This is a genomic window from Maribacter sp. UH1 (assembly GCF_056839145.1).
In genome coordinates this window covers 4157775-4183850 of record NZ_CM166387.1, presented here as the reverse complement: position 1 = coordinate 4183850, position 26076 = coordinate 4157775, and the positions used below count along the sequence as shown (strand labels likewise).

Sequence of the window (26076 nt, the reverse complement as noted above, 5' to 3'; positions counted from 1 at the left end):
AAACAGTTCTAACAAATAATAATTTGAATTTTGAATAAATATTTAATTTTAAGAATGTTTTATTTATTTATTTTTAACTTGAAGTTTTAAATTTAACGACCTACTTGATTTTTACCACACATCTAATGCATTCTAAATCAAATTATAAACATAATTTTTTACTATTCGCATTTGTATGTTTCGGCTTTTTTACTGCTATAGCACAAAAAGACAGTATTAATTATTATCATGAAAAAATTTCGAAATTAGTTAATACCCCTAATTTTTCTGAAAACTTACCTGATTTTATTGACAACCTAAACCAGCTTTCTTATTATCAAAGACTAATTGAGCAAGACTCCTCTCTAATAAATGCAGAACGAGCACTTGCACTGAGTAAGAAAAATAAATATATACAAGGTGAGCTTGAAGCATTGGCAAATCTTGCCACGTTATACCTCTATACGGGTCAAACAGACAAATCAATTGAATTATCTTTAAAAGTTATTGAAAATTCTGAATTAAGTAATTTCCCAAAAACAGAAATGAAGATATATAATATTCTTGGACAAGGATATTATTTTAAAAATGACTATCCTTCCACGTATACTCAATTCTTACATACGCTAGCTATAGCAGAAAAAACAAACGATCAATTTCATTTATTTCGAATGAACATGAATTTAGGTACAATTTTCAGTCGCCTAAATGATAAGGAGGAGGCTTTGAAATATTATGCGGTTGCATTTAAATACGTTAAAAATTTAAAAGACCCTACTAAAGAAGCTATGCTGCTAAGTAATATGGCATTCTTAAATATTGAGTTAGGAAATTTAGACCAAGCAAAAATTGAATTAGACGAAACATTCGCGCTGTTTGAAAAAAATAAGCAGATGACATGGTTAGCATGGACCTACTCTACATTAGGTTTATATTATTTAAAACTAAATGATTTTAATAATGCTTTAGTAAATTATCAGATATCTTTAGATATGCATGATGGATTTAATGATGTAAAAGCAAAGGCTGAAGTAAAATATGGTCTCGGAAAATCTTATTTAGGATTAAATAATTTAGTAAAAGCCAAGGCAAGTATAAATGAAAGCATACCTCTTTTTGTAACTTCTGATTATGAAAAAGGTCTAGAAGGAGCGTATAGAACGCTATATGAAATTAACAAAAGTCAAGGTAACATAGCCGAATCTTTGAAATATCTTGAATTAACCGAAAAACTTTCTAACGACATTTTTAAGAAAAACAATAGACGAAATTTGACCATGCTCAACGCAAAATTAAATTTTGAAAAGGAAAAGGAAGATTTAAAAGCACAAAATGAATTGGCATTAAATGAACAACGGAAATATGTAAAATGGGCTTTAGCCGGACTTTTCGCTTTAATGATTATTGTATTTATAATATTGAAAGCCAATAACCGTGAAAAGGTTCTAAATAAAAAACTAGCAAACCAAGCTGAAATATTAAATAAGAATCAAAATAAACTTACCCAAATAAATGATAATCAAGACCGTCTATTTTCAATCGTTGGCCATGACCTTAGAGGACCAATTATCTCATTGAACGAAATTTTAACACTATACTTAGAAGACCCTGAAGGCAAAGAGTATTTTGAAAAGTTTGCGCCACAATTAAAAGATGATTTAGAACAAGTACAATTTACCATGGATAATCTTTTACATTGGGGAAAGACGCAAATGCAAGGCAATACAGTAACTATTAAAAGTATACTGGTCAAAGATGAGTTGGACATAATTTTACAATTATATAGAAATGAAATCAACAAGAAATCTATTGTTATAAACAATCAAGTTGCCGTCAATGATAAAGTTTTTGCAGACGAACAGCAATTCAATATTATCTTTCGAAATCTAATAAACAACGCCATTAAATTCACTCCAAATAATGGAATGATTTCTATATCTACTGAAATTAAAAACAAAAATCTAGTAATTCAAATTTCAGATACCGGTGTAGGTATGACAGAAGCAGATGTTTCAAAGCTGTTTAGCAACACTGAAAATTTCAGTAATTACGGAACCAATTCGGAGAAAGGAACAGGTTTAGGATTAAGACTGGTAAGAGCAATGGTTATTAAAAACAATGGAGATATTACGGTTAAAAGTCAACCTAACAAAGGAAGTCAATTCATTATTGAACTACCAGTTGATAGCGGCGCTTAAAACTAATATTTTTGAAATGATTAAATAACACAACCTAACTTTTTATAAGAGAATTTTAAATTTATAAAAAAGCTAAATCATCGACGAACTACACCTTTAGGACGTCAAAACACACAATAAAGCGTGTTTCACAACATTTATTCTCAATCCCTCAACTTCTAAACTAATTTTAGGATCGCATTACTAAGCGATATCTATGAATATTGGTTTATTAAAATATTACAATCAAAACAACCTTCTAAAAGGTTGCATGCTTGTATGCATATTTTTAAATCTTAGTATTCATACAGCAGTTGCTCAAAATTCCAATAAGGATTCCCTTAGTAGTAAAATAGAGCAATTTAGAAAATCAGCGAACTTTAGCAGTGTAGATACACTTTACATAAATAATTTACTAGCCTTAGCCAAAGAATATCGTTATCAAAACCTAGATAGCTTAATTAACTTAAGTACAAAAAGTCTTGAACTAAGTAAAAACGCAAAATATATAAATGGTGTGATCAATTCTTATCATGCGTTAGGTGGTTATTATTCTGACAAAGGAAAAATAGACCAGTCAATTGAATATTTTATTAAAGCGTACGACCTTGCGAATGCTAATGAAAGACATTTTTTAAAGGCTAGAACATTGAATGATTTAGCTAAGGAATATGGTTATAAAGGAGAATATTCAAAAGCCCTGAAATGGTATTTAGCAACCATAGAAATTGCCGAAGAATATGATTATAAAAATATAGTATCAATTGTAAACGACAACATTGCACATCTCTATCTAGAACAAAAAGACTACGAGCAAGCAATGGTATTCTTGCAAAAATCTAAAAGTATTCACGAAGAAATAGGTAATCCAGTTTTTTTAGCTGAAACACTTAGTAATATTGCATCTACATATGCAGATATGAACGAGTTAGATTATGCTATGTATAATATTAATGTAAGTATTGCAACATTTGAAAAGGAAAAAATATTAGAATGGTTAGCTTATTGTTATGAAATAAAAGGGAAAATATACCTTAAAAAAAACAAGAACACTTGGGCTCTTTATTGGTACAAACAAAGTGAATTATTACATCAACAAATAGAGGATGACCGTGGTAAAATAGATTTATTAAACGGCATGACACAGGCTTATTTAAATCTCCAAAAAGACAGTATAGCTGAAATATATGCACTGGATGCGTTTAATTTATCCAAAAAAATAGGACTTAGATCAGGAATTAAAAATAGCTCCAACAAACTAGCAAAAATTTTCAAAAATAAAAAAGACTTTGAAAAATCTCTTTGGTACCACGAGATATATCAAGCAACATATGAATCTCTTTCTGCGACTAGTAATGAAAAAGCATTGAACATGCTTAAAACAAGAGTTGCTTACGATCAGCAAAAGCAGCAATTAATTCTGGATAATGAAAAGGCGCTAGCGGAACAAAAAATATACACTTATGTATTTATTGTAATCCTATTTATCTTCGCCATTATCACATTTCTTATTCATAGAAACGAACAAGAACAGAAAAAATTAAATCTTGAGCTAAGAAATAAAAAAACTGACCTAGAAGAAAAACAAGCTTATTTAAACGAATTAAATCAAACAAAAAATAAACTATTCTCTATTATCGGTCATGACTTAAGAGGTCCCATAGGAGCATTTCAAGGTCTTTTAAAATTATTTAAAGAAGGAGAAATGACAAAGGAAGAATTCTTGAATTTTGTTCCTAAACTAAAAGTCGATATCGACACTATATCATTTACCCTCAACAACTTACTATCTTGGGGGCAAACACAAATGAATGGGTCTATCACCAAGCATTCGGTAACCAATTTGGATTGCATCGTTGAAGAAAATATTGCGTTACTATCTGAAATTGCAGAAGCAAAGTCCATTGCGTTGGTCAATAGAATTGAACCTAATTGCCAAATTTGGTCAGATCCAAACCAAATTGATATTATCATTAGAAACCTATTAAGTAATGCCTTAAAATTTACTCCAAATAACGGCCAAATTGTTATTGGTGCCATTCAAAAAATTAAAACTTGTGAGATATACGTAAAGGATAATGGCATGGGTATGAGTGAAGATATTATTAGCAAATTATTTGAAAAAGATTCTAACCATACCACTTACGGTACCAATAATGAAAAAGGTACTGGATTAGGGTTGTCTTTATGTAAAGAAATGGTAGAGAAAAACAATGGTAAAATATGGGTACATAGCGCCATAGGTAAAGGCTCTAGTTTTTACTTTACCATACCAAGATTACAAAAGCAATACAAAGAATCTGCTTAAATTAAATGGTCTAGTGATTCTACAGCTACCATTCTTTCAACAGTAAAACCTTCGGCATAGTCAACACCTACTAATCTACCTAAATCTTTAGCTCTATAGTGCACGCTTTCTATAAAAGTTTTGCTACTAATAGGCGTTTCTGGCTCTCTACTATCCGGGTCATGAAATTGAGAAGTATATGCTAATATAGCATCAGTCTTAGCATCTATATAATCACTGATATCAACAACAAAATCAGGAGTAATATTTTTCCACTGTATATAATGATAAACGAGTTTAGGTCTCCACTCTTGTTGGCTCTCCTCTCCTATTTTAGTTTCAATGCGTCTTAAACCACTTAAAAAACAAGCATCACTCACTAACTTACTTCCTTTACCGTGGTCTATATGGCGATCATCAATAGCATTACATAAAACTGTATTTGGTCTATATTTACGGATCATTCTAATAATTTCTATTTGATGTGACTCATCATTAATAAAGAAACCATCTCTAAACCTTAAATTTTCTCGAACTGATACACCTAAAAGGTTTCCTGCAGCAGCTGATTCCCTGTCACGTATTTCTGCTGAACCTCTAGTACCTAACTCTCCACGGGTTAAATCTACAATCCCTACTTTTTTACCTAAGGCTATCTCTTTGGCAATAGTACCACCTGCCCCTAATTCTGCATCGTCAGGATGCGCTCCAAATACTAAAATATCCAACTTCATTTTATACTAATTGTAATTTATGTCTACTATTTTATTTGTGCAATAGCCTGTAAAATATCTTCCTTTAAATCTTCTACTTCTTCAATACCGACAGAGAAACGGATTAATCCGTCAGCAATACCTTGCTCAGCCCTAACTTCTGCACTCATTAAAGCATGCGATGTTTGGGTAGGTGAGATAATAGTGCTCTCAACACCTGCAAGACTCATAGATGGTTTTATTAAATTCAAAGCTTTTGAAAACTTAGAAGAATCTAAATTCTCTTTCAATTCAAAAGACAACATACCACCAAAACCTTTCATTTGTTTTTTTGCCAAAATGTGTTCGGGGTGAGCTGTTAAACCGGGGTAGTATACTTTTTCAATATCAGACAAACCGTCTAAAAAATGAGCCATAGCCATAGCATTTTCATTCTGAGCTCTTACACGAATACCCATGGTTTTCATACTTCTCTCTAATAACCAGACAGTGTAATCACTTAAACTACCACCAAAATTTTTAGCTAGATGAAATATACGCTCCATATTTTCAGTAGTCGAAGCAACAGCACCTGCACATATGTCAGAATGCCCACCCATATATTTCGTAGCACTATGTATAACTACATCAATACCAAAATCTATAGGGTTTTGATTGACAGGACTAGCGAATGTATTATCTATTAAAGTTATAATACCGTGCTTTTTTGCTATGGTGGCAACAGCTTCTAAATCTGTAATTGTTAGTAAAGGATTAGATGGCGTTTCTATATAAATAACTTTTGTATTCTCTTTAATCTGGGCTTCAAAAGCTTCGGCACTCCAACCTTCGGTAAATGAATATTCTATTCCATATTTAGAAAACTCTTCGTTAACCAAGTTATAAGTGCCTCCATAAAGCGTTTGTTGTAGAACCACGTGATCTCCTGAGTTCAAAAAAGCTAACATTGCCGTACTTACAGCTGCCATGCCACTACCAAAAATAAGGGCGGATTCCGCATGCTCTAAAGCCGCAACTTTTTTACAAAGTCCTTCTTGGTTAGGCGTATTAAAATATCTTGGATAGCGCTTAACATCCACATCTTCATAAGCATAAGATGTACTCATATATAAAGGGGATACTGCTCCTCTGTGTTGTTTATCCTCTAATTCACCCACGTGGGTACATATGGTATTCAAGCCTTTTTTATTCGAATTCATGTACAATTAATTATAGAAAATAAAGGTAAGGAATTAGAATGTAAATGAATCTTAATCAACTTTACAGATACTCTTATTTTAAAATCTCTATTTATGTCTTACAACAAGTATAAACCTTTCAAAAAACATCTATTTAAAGAATAATTCAATAAAAGAATACATGAATTAAGAAATATGGAATACTTCATGGATTTTGCCAACAAACGTAGAAACTTTTCAATTATAGTTGATAGATTTATAATACAAACTACACAGGACTTAAACTAAATGATATTCTAAACATGAAAAAAGTATTTTATATAGCACTTCTTATAATATTCATAATTGCATGTAAAAATCAAAAACCCGCTGCTCAAGGATATCAAGGCCAGGGTAAAAGCGCCGTTGTATCTACATTATCCAAACCAGTACAAAAACAATGGAAAGGCATTTGGACCTTTGACAATGAAACTACGTTTTTTAGCAATGACTTTGAAAGCGGACGATTAAACGGAATAATAGCTGACGGAAATAATCACTACACAGCCTTAATAACCGCTGAAAATACTCCAGTAAACGTAAGTCCATGGTACGCGTTTAAAGTTTGGTCAAAAACGCCAAAAACCATCACCATTAAAATGACGTACCAAGACTCTAGAAGCAGGTATTACCCCAAAATAAGTACTGATGGTGAGAATTTTACTCCGTTAGATAGTACCAATTTCACAGGTATAAATAAAGGAACAGGTGATTTCGGTATCAAGGCAGTACCAGAGATTGTAGAAATAAAAATAGATATTAGCGAAAAGCCTACTTTCATAACAGCGCAAGAACTATACGGCTCTACAAGAGTAAAAAGTTGGATAGATTCTTTAGCTACGAAACCTTTTATCTCTACTTATGAAATTGGAAAAAGTAGAGAGCAAAGGGCCATGAACTTGATGGAAATTAGCGACGGAGAACACAAAAAAGCTGTTATGGTTATTTCTAGGCAACACCCTCCAGAAGTTACAGGATTTCTAGCAATGAAATCATTTATTGAAACTTTAAGCGGAGACTCGCCAAAAGCTCAAAAATTTAGAGAAAACTATGATTTATTTGTTGTACCATTAATGAATCCTGATGGTGTAGATAACGGTCATTGGCGCCATAATACAGGCGGAATAGATTTAAACAGAGATTGGCAAGATTTTAATCAACCAGAAACAAGAAGTGTTAGGGACTTTTTAGTAAAAAAAGAATCTGAAGGTTATGAATTTGTCTTCGGTGCGGATTTTCATTCTACATGGGACGATATCTACTACCCTATTGACACAACGATTACCGGTAAAAAAGGAAAAATTGTTTTTGACTGGATTAATAACATCACTAATAGACTTCCTCAAAAACATACAAATGTAAAACCCTCTACAGCTATTAAACCAACCATGGTATCCCGTAATTACTTTTATGTAAATCACGGTATGCCTGCCATTGTCTTTGAGTTGGGTGATAATACTCCAAGAGACTTTTTAAAAGAAAAAGGCAAGGTAGCAGCTGAAGAACTTATGGATTTACTTGATAGTCAAAACTAAATTTTCATAAACTACTAGAAATAAGATAGCCTCATGGAATTTCCATGAGGCTATCTTATTTCATATCTTTTTTACTTGCTATAATTAACTTTATATCTCCAATAGCTGATACCACCTAAAACTAGCACTCCGGCAACCAAATAGTATATAAATGTTGGTGTAATCACCTGTGCTCCACTTGCGTAACTATGCAGACCTACTAAGTAAAAGTTAACTCCAAAATAAGTCATCATAATACTACCAAAGGCAACAACGCTCATAAAGTTAAATGTCCATTTACCTCTTAAGCCTGGTACTAGTCGTGTGTGAATTACAAAAGCATAAATCATAATGGAAATTAATGCCCAGGTCTCTTTTGGATCCCAGCCCCAATAACGACCCCAACTTTCATTTGCCCACTGTCCTCCTAAGAAATTACCTATAGTAAGCATGACAAGCCCAGTTGTCAATGCCAATTCATTGATTATGGTCAATTCTTTTATATTTATTGCCATTCGTTTTTTATTCTTTTCAGTAGTCAATATCATTAAAATCAATGATACTAGACCTAGAATCATACCCACGGTCAAAGGACCGTAACTACCTACAATAACCGCAACGTGTATCATTAACCAATAACTATCCAAAACCGGCTGTAGGTTAGCAATAGACGGGTCTATCCAACTTTGGTGTGCTATCCATAAAAGCATAGATGTCACAAACGCAGATGCGGCAAAAGTCATATCGCTTTTACGCCCTAATGCCCAACCAATACCCATGGTTGCCCACGCCACGTACAAAATACTCTCATAAGCATTACTCCAAGGTGCATGCCCAGAAATATACCAACGCATGACCAGACCGGCAGTATGCCACAAGAATAATAGCATAATAGTTCCTTTAAAGAAGTATATGGCCACCCGCCAAATAGAACGATCTTTAAATATTTGGAATATTAAGGTGAAAAACATTAACAAACCAACAAGCGCATAATACCGATATAACCTATTGAAAATGTTAAGTTTATTATAGATCACCTCAAGATCTACTTTCTGTTGAGAAGGCAAAACTTCACTACCATGATTAAGTTGATTTTGGTGAAATGCAGCCAACAGTTTATCTGCAGAAGCATAATCTCCGCTTTGTTGTGCTTTACCTAAAGTCATTAGATAATACGGCATTGCATTTTTTACAAAGTTAGAATACAGCGAATCTCTTATTTCATACTGACCTCCTCTGTACTCAACAGCAGAAATCCATTTATTATTCTCATCATCCAGTAGCGGAAATATCTTAACGATATCTTGCCCTAATGCCTGATTTAAAAGGCTTAATCTAATATTGGCATCCTTAAAATCTTGTTGAAATTTATTCGGATTTGCGGTTGCTGTAGCCTCTCTTAAAAAAGGTTCTAACTTGTACTGTCCTTTTTTATCAAAGAAATCCGTTGCTTTTACATACTCTTGCCCTGAAGGTATTCCTATCACATTTCTAATACTATCATTCTGCGATTTTTTATCCAGTGCAATGAACTCCGTATTATACCAAACCGCAGGATTCATCATCATAGAAAGCAAAATCTGATCAGATGTATAGCCCAAATAAGTATCTTTTAAGCTTAGCTTACGAAGTAGTTCTGATGAAAATGTGTTAATAGGCTTCATACGACCACCTTCATCTTGTATGACCAGCTTACCAAATTTGTCGGCATGCTCTTTACTGACCATACTAGCTTCAAGCAAAGAATCTATTTGTGCTTTACTTGGTGCTTGTTGATGTCCTTCCTCTGGTGTATGTTGTTCTTGCGCAAAAGAAGAAAACGAGAATGCCATTAAAACAGCTATTACTCCAAACATTTTTTTCTTCTTGACCTTTAATGTATCTAAAGAATCCGCCAAATCTTTAAAACGAGTTTTACCGAAAAACATAATCCCCATTAACCCTATGTACAAAAGAAAGTACCCAATGTAAGTAATCCATGTTCCCCAAAAATCATGATTTACAGATAAAACAGTACCTTTTTCATCAGGATCAAAACTAGATTGAAAAAAGCGATACCCTTGGTGGTCTAACACATGATTCATAAAAATATCATAGTCAAAAGGTCTTTCATCTTCAATAGTAACTCTACTCATATATGAAGAATACCCTTTTTCCGTGCCTGGATATTTCTCCGCGATAAAATCATTCAACTTAATACCAAAAGGTAAATCATAAACTTTTGATCCGTAACGAATAGAAAAATTGAGTCCACCAACATTTACTTTTTCACTAAAATCCGAAGGTCCTTTATTGCCTAATAATTTAATTTGTTTTGTTTCTCCATTCGCAGTAACATCAAAAACTATAGCATCTTGATCTATTTTAGATTTCTCTGCTTCAGGTATTTCAACTATACCGTATGAACCTTGTGTTACAGAATCCGGAATTACAAACTGCATACCAGCAGTATTATATAACGAACGCAATACTAAAGGTTGTAAACTATCTTTCACTAAAACACCTTGAAACTGGTCTGCCATACGCATATAGTTACCATCAAAAGGAGAGTGAATCTGATATACAGAATCTGTGGTCATAATATTGATGGCGCCATCTGTATTATTATTTAATGCGAAAAGTACATTATGTATACTTGCCACCTTACCATCTTCCAAATAGTGATCATGGCGTTCACCGTCACCTGCTTCAACAATCTTTAGAAATTTAGTTCCATTAGAATCTGGCAGTAGACCTTGCTTAGCTCCTTTTATAAATTCAACATAAGAAACCTCAAAATCTTCACCATTAAAATCTGCTTTCCATGGAAGGTTAGATTTAATAGCTTCTGGAGTAACGATCAAATCATCTTCTAATACTTTTCTTCGTGCCTCACCTTCAATTTCACCATCAACATAAACAGTTAGATACGTTTTATCAGAATAGAATACTTTTTCCGTCTTCCCTTCACGTATTGGCATCATACCCTCAAAACTGATATAACGTGTTACAAAAGCTCCAATTATAATCAATACCCAAGATAAATGCAGCACTAAAACTGGCCATTTCTCTAATCGCAGTAAACGGTATCTAGAGATATTACCAAGAAAGTTGATTACAAAGAATACCATAATCACTTCAAACCACCATGCATTATAAATCCAGATTCGCGCAGTTTCTGTACTATACCAACTTTCTATAAAAGTACCGAAAGCCATTGCTGTGGCAAAAACGATAAATAGGATGGACATTAAACGTGTAGAGAAAAATATTTTTTTGAACATTTCCGTCATGGAAGATAGGAGTTGATTTTCAAGATGCAAAAATAAGGCCTTTTCACCATTTACGAATGCCTTTTATCTCTTTTAAACTTCATTGAAACTGTTAATTTTAATACAAAAAGACTTCTATAAACTTTGTACTTTTGCAGTATGATATCAGTAGTTATAGTAGGTTCTGGTAATGTAGCACAAAATCTGTTTCATGCATTCCAAAAGTCTGCAGATGTTACCGTAAAACAGGTAATAGGCAGAAATAGAGAACACTTGGCATTTGTACATGACAATGCACTTATTAGTACTCAATTTACTAGTGATATAAGCGCGGATGTCTACATACTAGCCATTTCTGACGATGCTATAAGTACAGTTGGCGAAAATTTTAAAAATGTAGAAGGCATTTTAGTCCATACTTCTGGCGCAACACCGCTTAACGCTATAAAATCCGCAAAGAGACCAGGTATTTTTTATCCCTTACAGACATTTACAAAAGGGAAAATTATTTCAATTGATGATATTCCTATTTGCATTGAAGCGACTAACAATAAAGATCTTGAAATATTAACAACACTAGGAAAACAACTTAGTGAAAATGTAGTTGAAATAGATTCTGAGCAGCGAAAAACACTACATGTGGCAGCGGTATTCGTAAATAATTTCACTAATTACATGTATACCATGGGATCTGATGTTTGTGCAGAGCATGACTTAGATTTCTCATTGTTAAAACCCCTTATTAAAGAAACGGCTGCAAAATTAGACACATTAACACCCATGCAGGCACAAACGGGACCAGCAAAACGCGGAGACCAAAAAACATTACATAATCATTTACAAATTATAAAAGACAAACACCAAAGGGAACTGTACACCCTTTTAAGTAACGCAATAAAAGAAAAACATGGAAAAGAGTTATAAAGAGTATTTAAAAGATATTACCACATTTATTTTTGATGTAGATGGGGTGTTTACAGATGGAAGTCTTTTAGTTACCAGCGAAGGAGAGTTGTTACGTAAAATGAGTGTAAAAGATGGTTATGCCCTAAAAGTTGCGCTTAAGAAAGGTTACAATGTATGTATTATCACAGGAGGAACAAATGAAGGTGTTCGCATAAGATTAAAAGCACTTGGAGTTACAGATATCTATATGGGTGCACATTACAAAATGGATGCGTTAGAGGAATACATGGATCTTAATCATATAGAATCCGAAAACATATTATATATGGGTGATGACATACCAGACATTCCACCATTACAAGCGGTTGCTTTAGCTACTTGCCCTCAGAATGCTGTTGCAGAAGTTAAAAGTGTAAGTCAATACATTTCGCATATAAATGGCGGTCATGGCTGTGTACGTGATGTCATTGAACAGGTTTTAAAAGTACGTGGAGATTGGACCAGCCATTTTAGTGCTGCAAACGACTAGTATATGTTGAAGAATAAACTTAAAGAACATCATCTAATCTTAGCATCTGGCTCCCCAAGAAGGCATCAGTTTTTTAAAGAAATGGAGCTTGATTTTGAAGTGAGAATCAAATCTGTAGATGAAGTCTATCCAGCTGAATTAAAAGGAGCTGAAATATCTGATTACTTAGCAAAATTAAAAGCAGAAGTATTTTTACCCGAATTACAATCAAAAGATATTCTAATAACCTCAGATACGGTTGTTTGGCATAATAATAAATCTTTGGCCAAGGCAGAAGATAACACGGAAGCTGAAGAAATGCTAAAAAAACTATCTGGAGATTGGCATCAGGTAATTTCTTCTGTATGTTTTACCACAATTGAACGACAGATAGTTCAACATTCAATAACGGAAGTCAAGTTTAAGAGTTTATCAATAGATGAAATTCGGCATTATATAAAGGAATATAAGCCATACGATAAAGCAGGTGCATACGGCATTCAAGAATGGATAGGTCTCATAGGTATTGAAAAAATTAAAGGATCATACACAAATGTAGTTGGTTTACCAACACAACTAGTTTATGAAACCTTATCACTTTTAATAACATAGCATAATTTAAATGATAACAGGTATGAAACTATTAAAACTAAACAAGGCAGTTTACAGCCTTTTCGGATTGGCAATTCTATTTACTAGTTGTAAAGAAAAACCCAAAACCAATAGCGATACATTAGCTATGTTATCTACAGAAATAAAAACGGAAGCTCCTAAAAAAGAGCTTTCGCAAGAATTTAAAGATTATTGGTATAACGGTACAGCAGAAATCACTTCCTACAATTTAGAACAAGCTAGATATGGCGAGATGAGAGAAGGCAGTGCTGTATTAATTTATGTAACCGAACCATTTTTACCAGATGCTCAAGTAAAGGCAGATAATAGTAATAAAAGTAACATTCCTGTTTTAAAATTGAATACCACCAAAAATTACATTACGGGTATTTACCCCTACTCTATAATGACCAGTAGCTTCTACCCTGTGCATGATAATAAACATGCGCTTAAAGTATCTTTTTCCGCGCAAGAATGGTGTGGTCATGTTTATGCACAATTAAATAATAAAGATGATTTTGAAATAATGAGTCATTCTTATTTTGAATCTGAAGGTGACCAAGATTACCAAATAGAGAAAGCTATTCTTGAAAATGAAGTTTGGAACAAAATCAGGGTAAACCCAGAGAATTTGCCTATTGGTGAAATTAAAATGATTCCTTCTTTGGAGTTCATCAGAACAACTCATGAAGAATTCAAGGCTTATAAGGCAATAACTTCGCTGACAGAAGTTGATGGTATGAACACATATGAAATCAGCTATCCTGAATTAGAACGTACTTTAAAAATCAATTTTGAAAACAAGTTTCCGTACTTAATTGAAAGCTGGACAGACACCTTTCATGATGGGTATGGACAAAATAAAAAAGTTTTAACTTCTAAAGGAACAAGAATTAACAGGATTACAACACCCTATTGGCAGCAGAAATCGAATAAGGATTTATCTTTGCGCGATAGTTTAGGGTTATAGCGTATGAAAGAGTTTATTGCTGAACATCATAATGAGTTAATCTACAGTCTCATTATCTTAATTGTTATCATTGTTTTAAAATTCCTTTTTACCACAGCTGTTAAAAAAGTGAGTAAAATAAGTGATTTTAATCCGGTTAGGACCAACCTAATAATTAAGTTCATCAATATAGCATTGACCATAATCGCTGTAGTGGCACTTACCTTAGTGTGGAGTGTAAATTATCAAGACCTAGGGGTCATGTTATCCTCCGTGTTTGCGGTAATAGGTGTCGCCCTTTTTGCTCAATGGTCAATTTTGAGCAACATTACAGCTGGTGTTATTCTTTTCTTCTCATTTCCTTTTAAAATAGGAAACACAATTCGAATTTTGGACAAAGAACTACTTGACCCTAATAATTCAGATTTAGATCAATTTGTAATTGAGGATATTAGAGCCTTTCACTTACACTTAAGAAGGAGCAATGGAGAAATTCTAACCTATCCAAATAATTTGGTTCTTCAAAAAGGTGTCATTTTAATATCTACCTATCAACAAGGTGAATTTATAAGTGTTGAAGAACAAGAAGAACAAACCACATGATTTTGTTAAAGAAGTCGTAAAAACAAGTACGCGTAGGACCTAATCTTATTATATTTGGAATTACTACCAAAACCAACTTAAAATGCGATATCTATTAGGGTTTCTAGCCTGTAGTCTTTTTGCACTCAGCACCCTCAATGCCCAAACCCCAAAGATTAGTTCGTCCACAGACATTTACCACTCCATTGAAAAGCTTAATTTTCTAGGTACTGCACTTTATATAGCCGCACACCCAGATGATGAAAATACGCGTCTAATTGCCTATTTAGCTAATAATGTTAAAGCAAGAACCGGTTATTTATCCCTTACAAGAGGTGACGGTGGGCAAAATTTAATTGGTCCGGAATTACGCGAACTTTTAGGTGTATTGCGTACGCAAGAATTACTTGCCGCAAGAAGGGTTGACGGGGGAGAACAATTTTTTAGTCGCGCCAATGACTTCGGCTATTCCAAACAACCAGATGAAACCCTAGAAATTTGGGACAAGGAAGCTATTCTTGGTGATGTGGTTAGAACTATCCGCAAGTTTAAGCCAGATGTGATTATCAATAGGTTTGACCATAGAACTCCCGGCACTACCCATGGCCATCATACTTCATCGGCAATGTTAAGCTTTGAAGCTTTCGATCTAGCAAACGATTCTAATGCCTACCCAGAACAATTATCTTCAACAAACACTTGGCAGCCAAAACGATTATTTTTTAATACATCGTGGTGGTTTTATGGTAGCCAAGAAAAATTTAAAGCGGCGGATAAAACCAATCTTTTGCATATGGATGTAGGCACCTACTACCCTATGCTAGGAAAATCTAACAACGAAATTGCCTCATTAGCCAGTAGCCAACATCTATGTCAAGGTTTTGGTAGACTAAGTTCAAGAGGTAGTGAAGATGAATATATAGAATTATTAAAGGGTGATTTACCACAAGACAAATCCAATCTTTTTGATGGCATAGATACAACCTGGTCTAGAATTGATGGTGGTAAGGCAATTGGCGATATCCTTTATGATGTACAAGAAAATTTTAATTTTAAAAATCCTTCGGTTCATATTCCTAAATTATTAGAAGCCTATAAATTATTGCAAAATGTTTCTGATGAACATTGGAAACATTTAAAAACAGTAGAATTAACTACAATTATTTCAGCCATATCAGGATTACATTTAGAAGCGTTTACCAAAATCTCATCTACAAATCCTGGTGAGAATGTCGATGTTCAAATCCAAGCATTGAACAGAAGTCATATCAATATTGAATTAAAATCGGTATTTGTCAATAATCAGAATACAAATATTGAGCTGAGTACTTTGAACAATAACAAATTGTTTGAAAAGAAAATTAATTTAAATATTCCGGCTTCAACTGATTTTACCAGTCCGTATTGGTTGATGGAAAAAGGAACTTTAGGCACCTATACTGTTAAAAACAGAGCTTTAATAGGAAAACCGGAAACGCCAAGAGCTTTTAATGCTACTTTTAATTTGAACATAAGCGGTGTTTTAATTCCTATTACAAGACCTGTGGTATATAAATATGCAAAACCCGATAAAGGAGAAATTTATCAACCTTTTGAAGTGGTACCTGAAGCTACCGCAAGCTTTACAGATAAGGTTTTAATATTTGCCGACGCATCACCAAAAAGAATTCCTGTTACAATTAAGGCGCATAAAGACAGTATTTCTGGTACAGTTGATTTAAAACACGGCACAGGATGGCAAGTTGATAAAAAACTGCAACCATTCTCGATCAACAAAAAAGGAGATGAACAAACCGTTTATTTTACGTTGAGTCCGCCAGCTACAGAGAACGAAAGTAGCATCTCCCCTATTATTAAATTGGACGGCAAAGAGATTACCAAAGAGCTAGTAACTATTGCTTATGACCATGTACCTACTCAAACAATACTGCTACCATCCGAAACAAAAGTAGTTCGATTAAACATTCAGAAAGCAGGAGAAAATATAGGTTATATTATGGGTGCTGGTGATGAAGTACCTACAAGTTTAGAGCAAATAGGATACAATGTTCAACTAATAGATCCTACAACGATTACTAAAGAATCCCTAAAAAAATATGACGCTGTTGTTTTAGGAATTAGAGCCTACAATGTAGTAGACGAACTTAAATTTAAACAACGTTTTATTTTAGATTATGCAAAGAATGGTGGTACGGTAATTGTGCAATATAATACCGCAAGTAGATGGGGTTCTCAATTTGAAAATATTGCACCTTATGAACTAGAAATCTCCAGAGATCGTGTTACCAATGAAAATTCTGATGTAAAGATTATTGCAAAAGATAACTCACTGGTACATTTTCCAAACGAAATTAACGAGAGTGATTTTAATGGATGGGTTCAAGAAAGAGGATTATACTTTCCTAATAAATGGAGTGCTGAATTTACACCTATTTTAGAAATGCACGATAAAGGGGAGGAATCATTAAAAGGTAGCTTATTAATTGCCCCATATGGAAAGGGAAACTATATTTATACCGGACTGAGCTTTTTTAGGGAATTACCAGTTGGTGTTCCAGGTGCATATAAACTTTTCTCAAATATGTTATCCGTTGGAAAAGATAAAGTAGAAACGAAAGCCAAAATCAAAGGATGAGTAACGAACGAGATGAAAATAAAACTTGGAAAAAAGAGTATAGCATTGTATTGGTGCTTAATCTCATATATGTTCTTATTTTCTATTACGTAATGACTTCATTCAATTAATATGGAAGGATTAGATTGGATTATTCTTGCCGGCACACTTCTTTTCATCGTAGTATACGGTGTTTGGAAAACAAAAGGAAGCAAAAATGTCAATGACTATGTTCGTGGTGGCAATGATTCTAAATGGTGGACTATTGGTCTATCGGTTATGGCAACTCAAGCCAGTGCAATAACATTTTTATCCACGCCCGGTCAAGCATTTCATGACGGTATGGGCTTTGTTCAGTTCTATTTTGGGCTACCGTTGGCCATGATTATCATTTGTATGGTATTTGTTCCGCTTTACCATAAAATGAAGGTATACACCGCCTATGAATTTTTAGAAGGTAGGTTTGATCTTAAAACCCGTTCGTTAGCTGCGGTTCTATTTTTGATTCAAAGAGGATTAGCAGCAGGGATTACTATTTTTGCCCCCTCAATCATTTTATCCGCGGTACTAGGATGGGATTTACGCACGCTAAATATCATACTGGGAACCTTAGTAATCATTTACACCGTATCTGGTGGAACCAAAGCCGTTAGTGTTACCCAAAAACAGCAGATGTTCATTATCATGACAGGTATGTTCATTACCTTCTTTTTTATATTAGGCTACTTACCATCAGATATCACCTTTAGCAAAGCCATGAAAATTGCTGGTGCCAGTAACAAATTAGAAATATTAAATTTTGATTTGGATACTTCTAGCAGATATACTTTCTGGAGTGGTATTACGGGCGGACTTTTTCTTTTCTTGGCATACTTTGGTACAGATCAAAGTCAGGTACAACGGTATTTATCCGGTAAATCCGTAAGAGAAAGTCAGTTAGGTCTAATTTTTAATGCCATTCTAAAAATACCCATGCAGTTTTTTATCCTTCTGGTAGGTGTAATGGTATTCGTGTTTTATCAATACAATCCTTCACCTTTAAACTTTAATCCGTCTGCAACACAAGCCGTAATGGAATCTAGTTATGCCGAAGATTACAAATTACTGCAAGAAGGGCAAATTGCATTGGAAGCCGAAAAAAGAATTGCGCAAAATAAATTCTCTGCAGCTTTAGAAATAAAGGAATACACCGCTGTAGAAGAAGCAAAAAAGCAAATTATTCGTATAAATCAGAAAGATAGTACCAATCGTATCGCTGCCAAGTCTTTAATAAAACAGGCAAATGATGTAGTTGAAACCAATGATAAAGATTATGTCTTTATTCACTTTATACTTAACAATTTACCAACAGGATTAGTTGGTTTGTTATTAGCGGTAATTTTATCGGCAGCAATGTCATCAACAGCTTCTGAACTTAATGCTTTAGGTACCATAACCGCCTTAGATTTATATAAAAGAAATAGAAAATCAGATAATTTATCTGAAGAGCACTATGTGAAAGCTTCAAAGTTCTTTACTTTAATTTGGGGTATCATCGCTATATTAATAGCATGTGTAGCAAACCTATTTGATAATTTGATTCAGCTTGTAAATATTATTGGTAGTATTTTTTACGGTAATGTTTTAGGTATTTTCTTAATTGCATTCTTCTTTAAATTTATAAAAGGAAATGCGGTGTTCTTTGCTGCGGTAGTTACACAGATTATCATATGCATTATCTATTATTATCTTATTCATATTTATCCTTCAGGTCAAGAAAAATTAGGCTACTTATGGCTTAACTTTTTTGGTGCAGCCTTGGTTATTACAATATCCTTTATATTTGAGGCCTTTGACCGCATGTTAAAAAAACCATTGGCAACCAACTAAGAATAAACCAATTACCATTAATGATACATAAAGAAATTGCGTCGTTTTTTCAAAAAAATTACACAACACAGCCAACTCTTATAAAAGCACCGGGACGAATTAATTTAATTGGAGAACATACAGATTACAACGAAGGTTTGGTGCTACCTGCTACAGCTGGGTTTTAATGAATTCCAACATCAAGCATAATTTAGCGGTAGATTCCGAGTATAATAAAAGACGTGTTTCTTGTGAGAACATTGTAAAACAGGTTAAAAAGTACAAACACTTCTTTAAGAGACGTTACCCTTGAAGATTTGTTTACCGTAAAAAACAACGTTAAAGAAATTGACATACAGCGTGCCAAATATGTAATTGAAGAAAATGATCGCGTTCGTAAAATGATGAAGGTACTAACTTATGGCGATGCTAACGCAGTAGGTGATGTTTTAAAGGAAGGTCATTGGGCAATGTCTACACAATATTAAATAACCACTAATGAATTAGATACTTTAGTTAAAATTGGTGAAAGCCTAGATGGTGTTTTGGGGTCTAGAATGATGGGCGGCGGATTTGGTGGTTGCACCATAAACCTTATAAAAACGGACAAACTGGAAGACAGCATAAAATCAATTTTAACACAATACAAAGAAGAAACTAAGATTGATGCCGAGTATTACCATTTGGCAATTGATGACGGAGTAAAAGTCTTTGAATAAGAGCTTAAAATTATAGCATAAAAAAATCCGTGTTTTTCAACACGGACTTTTAATTTTATATAATGGATATTTACTTAGAACTCCATTCTTTAATAGAATCATTGTTCATTTTTATATAATCATTATTACCAGCTGCAGTAGCACCTGTTAGTGATTTTTTAGCAGCTTCAATAGCTCCTTTTTTATCACCAGCTTTCGCTAAGATTAAAGACTGTTGTCTTAGTTGCCAAAATGCTGGCTTTTCTGTCATGGACATTGCTTTGTTCATCCATTCCTTAGCTTTATTTATATCCTTACCTTCGCTAGAATAATATACAGCAGCAGCATAGTAATCAGCTGCAGAAGGTCCGTTTAAGGCTTTATCAATACTACTCATTACGGCAGCATCTGTACCTACAGTGAATGGAATGGCAACGTATGTATTTTCCCAAATGATACCAATATTTGCTCCGTTACTTTTTACATCATCAAAAGTAATTGTAAAAGTTTCAACAGGCATTTCAATTTTGTAGACCGGCACAGATAATTGAGCAACTACCTTACTTTCCTCCCAATTACTTGGTGTACCACCACCAACAGTATCAGTGTAAATAAATACTTCCCAGTTAGAAGCTCCTGGTTTGGTGAAAATAGAATAAGTACCAGCTTTTACATCTTTACCTGCTATAGTTACGTCTGCATCAAAGGTTACTAAAGTGTAACCGTTTGCTCCTGTTCTCCATAATTTATCAAAAGGAACTAGGTTACCAAATACTTTTCTACCTCTCATTGAAGGTCTAGAATAATCAATGCTTACTTCTGTTAAACCTACGGTCTGCATAATTTTTGCAGCAGGACTAGGTGCAGGTGTATTTATTTGTGCTTCAACCGTTAAGGAAGCAACAATTGCCAATAAAAAGAGTACTACTTTGTTCATGATTGTTTTACTGATTAGTTATTTATAGCAAAACTACTTATAAAGGAGAGGTAGAAATGTTAACAATTTCTTAAATGCTAATAAACAGCAAAAGAAGTAGCAATTACGCCATCTTCCAAAAACAAGGCTAGGTAATAAATGGAAGATTCTAAATGATGAGAAATAATTCCTTTTTTTTCTATATTCCCTGTATTTTGCCAAACCTCTTTACCAGATACATCATAAATTACCTGTCCAAAAACTGTTTTATCCGTGGCAATGGAGTAATAATAATGACTAGAATTATTATCTCGATAAATGATTAGTTTACCATCTTGATCGGCATCTTCAGTAATTTCCGGTATTAACGGATTCTCAGATTCTTCAGGATTCTCAGGCTCCTGTGGTACCTCTGGATTTTCAGGTTCTTCAGGGTTTTCGGGCTCTTCAGGGTTTTCAGGTTCTTCAGGAGTTCCCGGCTCTTCAGGGGGTTCTGGATTATCTGGTTCTTCCGTCATTGCATCGGAAATTTGAAAAGAAAACAAACGTGATGCAGATACAATGGTTGGCGTTTGCCGAGAATAATATTCTGATGAAAAGAAATAACTCTCGGACCCGGTTTGGGTAACTCCTTCCGCTTGTACAAAATTTAGTCCTAAGGATTGCTGTTCATATCCTTCAAAAACAGAGTTGAAATTTAAACTTTCTACCACCCCCACAAACGGACTCAATATAGAGGAATAACCAATTACAACTAATCGGTTTGATTCCGCATCATAAGTAGCATCGGTTATTAAACCAACATCTTCAATAGCACCAACCCTACTTGCTATATAAGTTCCTGGAAATTTTGAAAACTCATAAGCCACAGACCCTAACGATTGCCATTGCTTGGTCAATACCACTATACGATCATCAATAACAAAAAATGCTTCCGCATCCCAATCGCTATTACTGTTATTATCAAAATTCTGTTGATCTTCATAAGAAAAGTTAATCGTGGTGGCAGAAACGGTATTAGAATTCAAATACTCTTCTTTAGAAATGACATGAATAGCCAAATTAGTTCTTGAGCCTACATTATTACCAAAATCACCAATGTAGATATATTCATCATCTTGTGAAATAGCCTCCCAATCTATATTTTGAATATTGGCAACATTCACTCTTCTCTGTATAGATAGCGTCAAAGTATCTAACTCATAAAGTACGGCTTCGTTACCAGAATCATTATGGGTAATTAAATTACCGTTGAAATAGATTAATCCAGATGTTTCAAATACCTCATTAGGCAGTTCACCAACAATTCCTACATTCTCTTGTGCAGCTAACATAGCTGTACTTATGAAAAGAAGAATAAGACCCAATTGTTGAACAAGAAGCTTCATTGCTGCAAAATAAGTTAGAATAAATTTAATCAACTGTAAATAAGTGACCTAAATTCAATTTAATCGATAAAGTTAATTTTTAAACTTATAACAAAGTATTTTTAAAATTGTTTAACTATTTTTGATTTTTGTTAGACATATAATCTAACCTTTATAATGATGTATTTATGAAATTATATCAATTACATTCTCAACAAGCATTACCAATTACTAAAGAAGTAGCATGGAATTTTTTATCTGACCCTGCAAATTTAAAAGTAATTACTCCAGAACATATGGGTTTCAACATATTGGATGGTGCAGATAGAGATATGTTTCCTGGTCAGATTATTCAATACAAAGTTTCCCCATTTCCAGGATATACTACTAAATGGGTTACTGAAATTACACATGTAGACCAAGGAAATTATTTTGTTGATGAACAAAGGTTTGGACCTTATGAACTATGGCATCACAAACATTTTATTAAAGAAATTGATGAAGGTGTTTTAATGGAAGATATTATAGATTACAAAATTCCCCTTGGCATATTAGGTCAAATAGCACATCCATTAATTGTAAAAAAACAGCTTCTGGAAATATTTAAATTCCGTGAGCAAAAATTAAAAGAACTCTTTGGTGTGGTAGATTCCATTCCAAATCAACTTCAACTTAAATCATTTTAAATGAAAAATATATTATTAATAGGCGGTTCTCATGGTATTGGACTATCAATAGTTAAAGAATTACAAGACACACATCAACTTTTTGTAGCATCTCGTACAGAGGAAGATTTACAACATGAAAATATTACACATATACCTTTTGATGTTACTACAGATGTTTTAGATGTTTCTGTACTACCAGAAAAACTAGACGGTTTTGTATACTGTCCGGGTAGCATTAATTTAAAACCATTTAAAATGATTTCCTTGGACACCATTAAAGATGATATGGAACTTAATTTCTTTTCTATGGTAAAAGTGGTGAAAGAGATTATATCAAAAATGGACGAGGGTTCAAGTATGGTCTTTTTTAGTACTATTGCGGTAGGTACAGGTATGCCATTTCATACAAGCGTTTCTGCAGCAAAGGGTGCTATTGAAGGTTTTGCTAAGTCTTTGGCTGCAGAATATGCTCCAAAAGTAAGAGTCAACGTTGTTGCTCCATCTTTGGTAGATACCCCCTTAGCTAAAAGACTTTTAAACAATGATAAAAAACGAGAGATGATGAGTGAGCGCCATCCCTTAAAAAGAGTTGGTCATGCAGATGACATAGCCAATGCAGCAATTTTTCTTTTAAGTGGAAAAAGTACTTGGATGACCGGACAGGTAATTGGTGTAGATGGTGGATTATCAACTTTAAATATAAATTAAATGTCAAAAAAAGTATCTATATTTTGGTTTAGAAGAGATTTGAGGTTTGATGATAATGTCGGTTTCCTTGAAGCCTTAAAAGGAGACTATCCCGTCTTGCCTATTTTCATTTTTGATGAAGAAATTCTTTCCAAATTACCGAAAGACGATGCAAGGCTCACCTTTATACATGAAACATTGCAGCACATGCGCAATCAGCTACAAGAAGAGAATGACTGCTCAATAGCAATGTTTCATGGCAAGCCAGTAGCTATTTTTAAAAACTTAGTAAAAGAGTATGAGGTTGCGTCTGTTTTTACAAATAGAGACTATGAACCTTACGCTAAAGAGCGCGATAAAAAAATATCAGATCTTTTATCCAAAAATGATATTACTTTCAAAACTTTTAAAGATCAAGTAATTTTTGAAAAGGATGAAATAGTAAAAGGAGATGGCGACCCATATGTAGTTTATACGCCATATAAGAATAAATGGCAAGATAAATTTAATGCCGATAAAGACTTAAAGATTCACTACACAAGTCAACATTTATCTAACCTGATTAAAAATTCACGATTACCTAACTTATCACTAGCTGATATTGGTTTCAAAAAATCAAAAATAGAGGTTCCGCAATATGATGTAACCCCTACCCTAATAGATAATTATGAAGACACTCGTAATTTTCCCGCGAAGGAAAGTGGAACTTCACGACTAGGTCCTCATTTACGATTTGGAACAGTATCCGTACGTAAAATGATGAAAAAGGCAATTGCCGAAAATAATACGGTTTTTTGGAGCGAATTAATTTGGAGAGAGTTTTTCATGACTATTCTTTACCATTTTCCAAAAACTGTGGATAATGCGTTTAGAGCAAAATATGACCGTATAGAATGGCGTAACAACGAACAAGAATTTGAAAAGTGGAAAAATGGTGAAACAGGTTATCTTTTAGTAGATGCCGGTATGCGTCAACTAAACGAAACCGGATACATGCATAATCGAGTTCGTATGTTAGTAGCTAGTTTTCTATGTAAACACTTGCTTATAGATTGGCGCTGGGGAGAAACCTATTTTGCAGAAAAACTACTGGATTACGAAATGAGCTCTAACGTTGGTAATTGGCAATGGGCTGCAGGTAGTGGCGTTGACGCTGCACCATATTTTAGAATATTCAACCCTATGACCCAAGTAGATAAATTTGACAAGAGCAAGGAGTATATTAAAAAATGGATATCTGAATACGGCACTGATAAGTACCCAGAAAAAATGGTAGACCACAAAATGGCTAGAGAGAGATGCTTAGAAACTTATAAAGCAGCTGTCAGCTAAATTATTTCGCCAATTGGCGGTTTAATTCTTGTTGATTAACAACTCTTCTTTTAAGCATGTTGATATAACGCAATGCTTCTTTGTTTTCGTAATCAGTATACGCTTTAGAAGCATATTCTATAGCTGTATTAAGGTTACCATTAATTTCATTGCTAATAGCCATATTATAATATGCCCTACCGGCTACTTTACTTTTGGCATTGTTTAAGTCAGCATTCCATAATTCTGCAGCACCATCCCAATCACCGGCTTTAGCACGTCTATCTGCAATCTCTAAATTTTCACTTCCTCTAATAAAGTAATCCCTAGCAATTCTAATTTTTTCAGGTCTAGTTATTAGTGCATAATTAGCACCAAGCTTAGAACTTGCACTTATAACAGCTTCTTTTCTACCAACAACGGCTTCAAATGCCTTTAGAGGATTTATCCCTTCACCTACAGAGAACAAACTATTACTTGATACGTACTCATCTATAATTCTTCTATCTGCTGGATCATAAATTCGCCATCCATTCTTAACAGCTGTATTAAGTTCTATTCTATGACCTGGTACATTTGCTTCAACCCCTAGATTATTAGGTATTTTAACTGTAGTCAATTCATAGTTAGCGGCAGTATCGGTATCATAAAATTCTAAAGAAAACAATACATCAACGCCATTTTCTTTACAAATACGGTCTACTATATCCCAAGAAAGCTCGGCAGGAAAAACACTTAATCCTTTATTAATGTCTTTTTGGTTTTCAATAATTTTTATTGCTTCAAACCTGTTGCCTCGCTCCAATTCATATTTTAATCCTGAAATGGCATTCTTAGCACCCTCTTTGTCTAAATTAAGACCTTCTAAAGACAAAATCTTATCAATATCATCTAAAACCTTATTGTTTTCAGAAGCACTACTTCTGTTCACTATTCCTACATTGATAACATCGTTTGGTATTGCAACCTTAGCTGGCTGCGTAATACCCATCGTCATTCTGTTGGTGGAGCTACAAGATATAATTGAAAAAAATGCAGTAGACAAAAACAATATGAAGGCTGTATTTTTCATAATTCGATTTTTTTTAAAACAAAGGAATTTGATTAATAACGAAAAATTTAGCTTTAAATTATATAATTGACGATTGATGACCACTTAAATTTTTAAATCAAAAAAAATGATTTCAAATTATGGAAAAGCGCCATATACTCATGATGAGCGCTTTTTATATATCGTGAATTACACCATTTTATTTGGTATATTTACTATGG

At 33.8% G+C, this 26076-nt stretch carries 22 protein-coding genes; 16 read left to right on the top strand and 6 right to left on the bottom strand.

The genetic code is table 11. From position 1 onward, the window contains the following. Window positions 1–125 precede the first annotated feature (125 nt). Both UH1x_RS18045 and UH1x_RS18040 read left to right on the top strand, forming a co-directional pair. Window positions 126–2177, top strand: a complete 2052-nt coding sequence (locus tag UH1x_RS18045; protein WP_482623341.1) for a tetratricopeptide repeat-containing sensor histidine kinase — start codon at window positions 126–128, stop codon at window positions 2175–2177. 196 nt (window positions 2178–2373) lie between these two features. After that, on the top strand, window positions 2374–4464 hold the full coding sequence (locus tag UH1x_RS18040) for a tetratricopeptide repeat-containing sensor histidine kinase (protein ID WP_482623340.1): 2091 nt from the start codon (window positions 2374–2376) through the stop codon (window positions 4462–4464). On the opposite strand, the gene bshB1 is transcribed toward UH1x_RS18040, so the two are convergent. After that, a complete protein-coding gene (bshB1, locus tag UH1x_RS18035) occupies window positions 4461–5177 on the bottom strand; it encodes a bacillithiol biosynthesis deacetylase BshB1 (protein ID WP_482623339.1) in 717 nt (238 codons plus the stop codon). The two genes, UH1x_RS18040 and bshB1, sit on opposite strands and share 4 nt — an antisense overlap. Before the next feature lie 26 nt (window positions 5178–5203). Next, window positions 5204–6355 (bottom strand): trans-sulfuration enzyme family protein, encoded by a 1152-nt coding sequence (locus UH1x_RS18030; RefSeq protein WP_482623338.1) that lies wholly within the window; start codon window positions 6353–6355, stop codon window positions 5204–5206. 281 nt (window positions 6356–6636) lie between these two features. Here UH1x_RS18030 and UH1x_RS18025 point away from each other — a divergent pair, with 281 nt between their 5' ends. Beyond that, on the top strand, window positions 6637–7908 hold the full coding sequence (locus tag UH1x_RS18025) for a M14 family metallopeptidase (RefSeq protein WP_482623337.1): 1272 nt from the start codon (window positions 6637–6639) through the stop codon (window positions 7906–7908). A gap of 71 nt (window positions 7909–7979) precedes the next feature. Here the strand turns inward: UH1x_RS18025 and UH1x_RS18020 are convergent, their stop codons facing one another. After that, the gene (locus tag UH1x_RS18020) at window positions 7980–11159 is read right to left on the bottom strand and encodes a cytochrome c biogenesis protein (protein ID WP_482623336.1); all 3180 of its coding nucleotides are present in this window, start codon (window positions 11157–11159) and stop codon (window positions 7980–7982) included. Between the two features lie 138 nt (window positions 11160–11297). On the opposite strand from UH1x_RS18020, the gene UH1x_RS18015 reads away from it, so the two are divergent. From UH1x_RS18015 to UH1x_RS17970, 10 genes are all read left to right on the top strand, one after another. Next, a complete protein-coding gene (locus UH1x_RS18015; RefSeq protein ID WP_482623335.1) occupies window positions 11298–12062 on the top strand; it encodes a Rossmann-like and DUF2520 domain-containing protein in 765 nt (254 codons plus the stop codon). Further along, on the top strand, window positions 12046–12573 hold the full coding sequence (locus UH1x_RS18010; RefSeq protein ID WP_482623334.1) for a KdsC family phosphatase: 528 nt from the start codon (window positions 12046–12048) through the stop codon (window positions 12571–12573). The genes UH1x_RS18015 and UH1x_RS18010 overlap by 17 nt, the downstream gene beginning before the upstream one ends. Window positions 12574–12576: 3 nt before the next feature. Next, complete coding sequence (locus UH1x_RS18005; protein WP_482623333.1) at window positions 12577–13164, top strand: Maf family nucleotide pyrophosphatase; 588 nt, start codon at window positions 12577–12579, stop codon at window positions 13162–13164. Window positions 13165–13186: 22 nt separating this feature from the next. Further along, window positions 13187–14134: a septum formation inhibitor Maf gene (locus UH1x_RS18000; RefSeq protein WP_482623332.1), complete on the top strand. Its 948-nt coding sequence runs from the start codon at window positions 13187–13189 to the stop codon at window positions 14132–14134. Between the two features lie 3 nt (window positions 14135–14137). Continuing rightward, entirely contained in the window at window positions 14138–14716 is a 579-nt protein-coding gene (locus tag UH1x_RS17995) for a mechanosensitive ion channel domain-containing protein (RefSeq protein ID WP_482623331.1), read from the top strand. A gap of 82 nt (window positions 14717–14798) precedes the next feature. Then, window positions 14799–17330, top strand: coding sequence for a PIG-L family deacetylase (locus UH1x_RS17990; RefSeq protein WP_482623330.1), 2532 nt, complete (start codon window positions 14799–14801; stop codon window positions 17328–17330). 111 nt (window positions 17331–17441) lie between these two features. Next, complete coding sequence (locus UH1x_RS17985) at window positions 17442–19178, top strand: sodium:solute symporter family protein (RefSeq protein ID WP_036154106.1); 1737 nt, start codon at window positions 17442–17444, stop codon at window positions 19176–19178. 20 nt (window positions 19179–19198) lie between these two features. Beyond that, on the top strand, window positions 19199–19345 hold the full coding sequence (locus tag UH1x_RS17980) for a galactokinase family protein (protein WP_482623329.1): 147 nt from the start codon (window positions 19199–19201) through the stop codon (window positions 19343–19345). Window positions 19346–19474: 129 nt separating this feature from the next. Next, complete coding sequence (locus UH1x_RS17975; RefSeq protein WP_482623328.1) at window positions 19475–19645, top strand: hypothetical protein; 171 nt, start codon at window positions 19475–19477, stop codon at window positions 19643–19645. Beyond that, entirely contained in the window at window positions 19646–19876 is a 231-nt protein-coding gene (locus UH1x_RS17970) for a hypothetical protein (protein WP_482626523.1), read from the top strand. 70 nt (window positions 19877–19946) lie between these two features. Here the strand turns inward: UH1x_RS17970 and UH1x_RS17965 are convergent, their stop codons facing one another. Further along, window positions 19947–20792 carry a DUF2911 domain-containing protein gene (locus tag UH1x_RS17965; RefSeq protein ID WP_482623327.1) on the bottom strand — a complete coding sequence of 282 codons (846 nt, stop codon included), beginning with the start codon at window positions 20790–20792 and terminating at the stop codon, window positions 19947–19949. A gap of 77 nt (window positions 20793–20869) precedes the next feature. Next, window positions 20870–22159 carry a hypothetical protein gene (locus UH1x_RS17960; protein WP_482623326.1) on the bottom strand — a complete coding sequence of 430 codons (1290 nt, stop codon included), beginning with the start codon at window positions 22157–22159 and terminating at the stop codon, window positions 20870–20872. Window positions 22160–22326: 167 nt separating this feature from the next. Between UH1x_RS17960 and UH1x_RS17955 the strand changes: the two genes are divergently transcribed. The 3 genes from UH1x_RS17955 to UH1x_RS17945 are packed head-to-tail and all read left to right on the top strand — an operon-like array spanning window position 22327 to window position 24825. Then, window positions 22327–22824: an SRPBCC family protein gene (locus tag UH1x_RS17955; RefSeq protein ID WP_036154100.1), complete on the top strand. Its 498-nt coding sequence runs from the start codon at window positions 22327–22329 to the stop codon at window positions 22822–22824. Continuing rightward, the gene (locus UH1x_RS17950) at window positions 22825–23514 is read left to right on the top strand and encodes an SDR family NAD(P)-dependent oxidoreductase (protein WP_482623325.1); all 690 of its coding nucleotides are present in this window, start codon (window positions 22825–22827) and stop codon (window positions 23512–23514) included. Further along, window positions 23515–24825: a cryptochrome/photolyase family protein gene (locus UH1x_RS17945; protein ID WP_482623324.1), complete on the top strand. Its 1311-nt coding sequence runs from the start codon at window positions 23515–23517 to the stop codon at window positions 24823–24825. It begins immediately after the preceding gene. A gap of 1 nt (window position 24826) precedes the next feature. Here UH1x_RS17945 and UH1x_RS17940 read toward each other — a convergent pair whose 3' ends face one another. Next, complete coding sequence (locus UH1x_RS17940) at window positions 24827–25876, bottom strand: DUF6340 family protein (RefSeq protein WP_482623323.1); 1050 nt, start codon at window positions 25874–25876, stop codon at window positions 24827–24829. Window positions 25877–26076 lie beyond the last annotated feature (200 nt).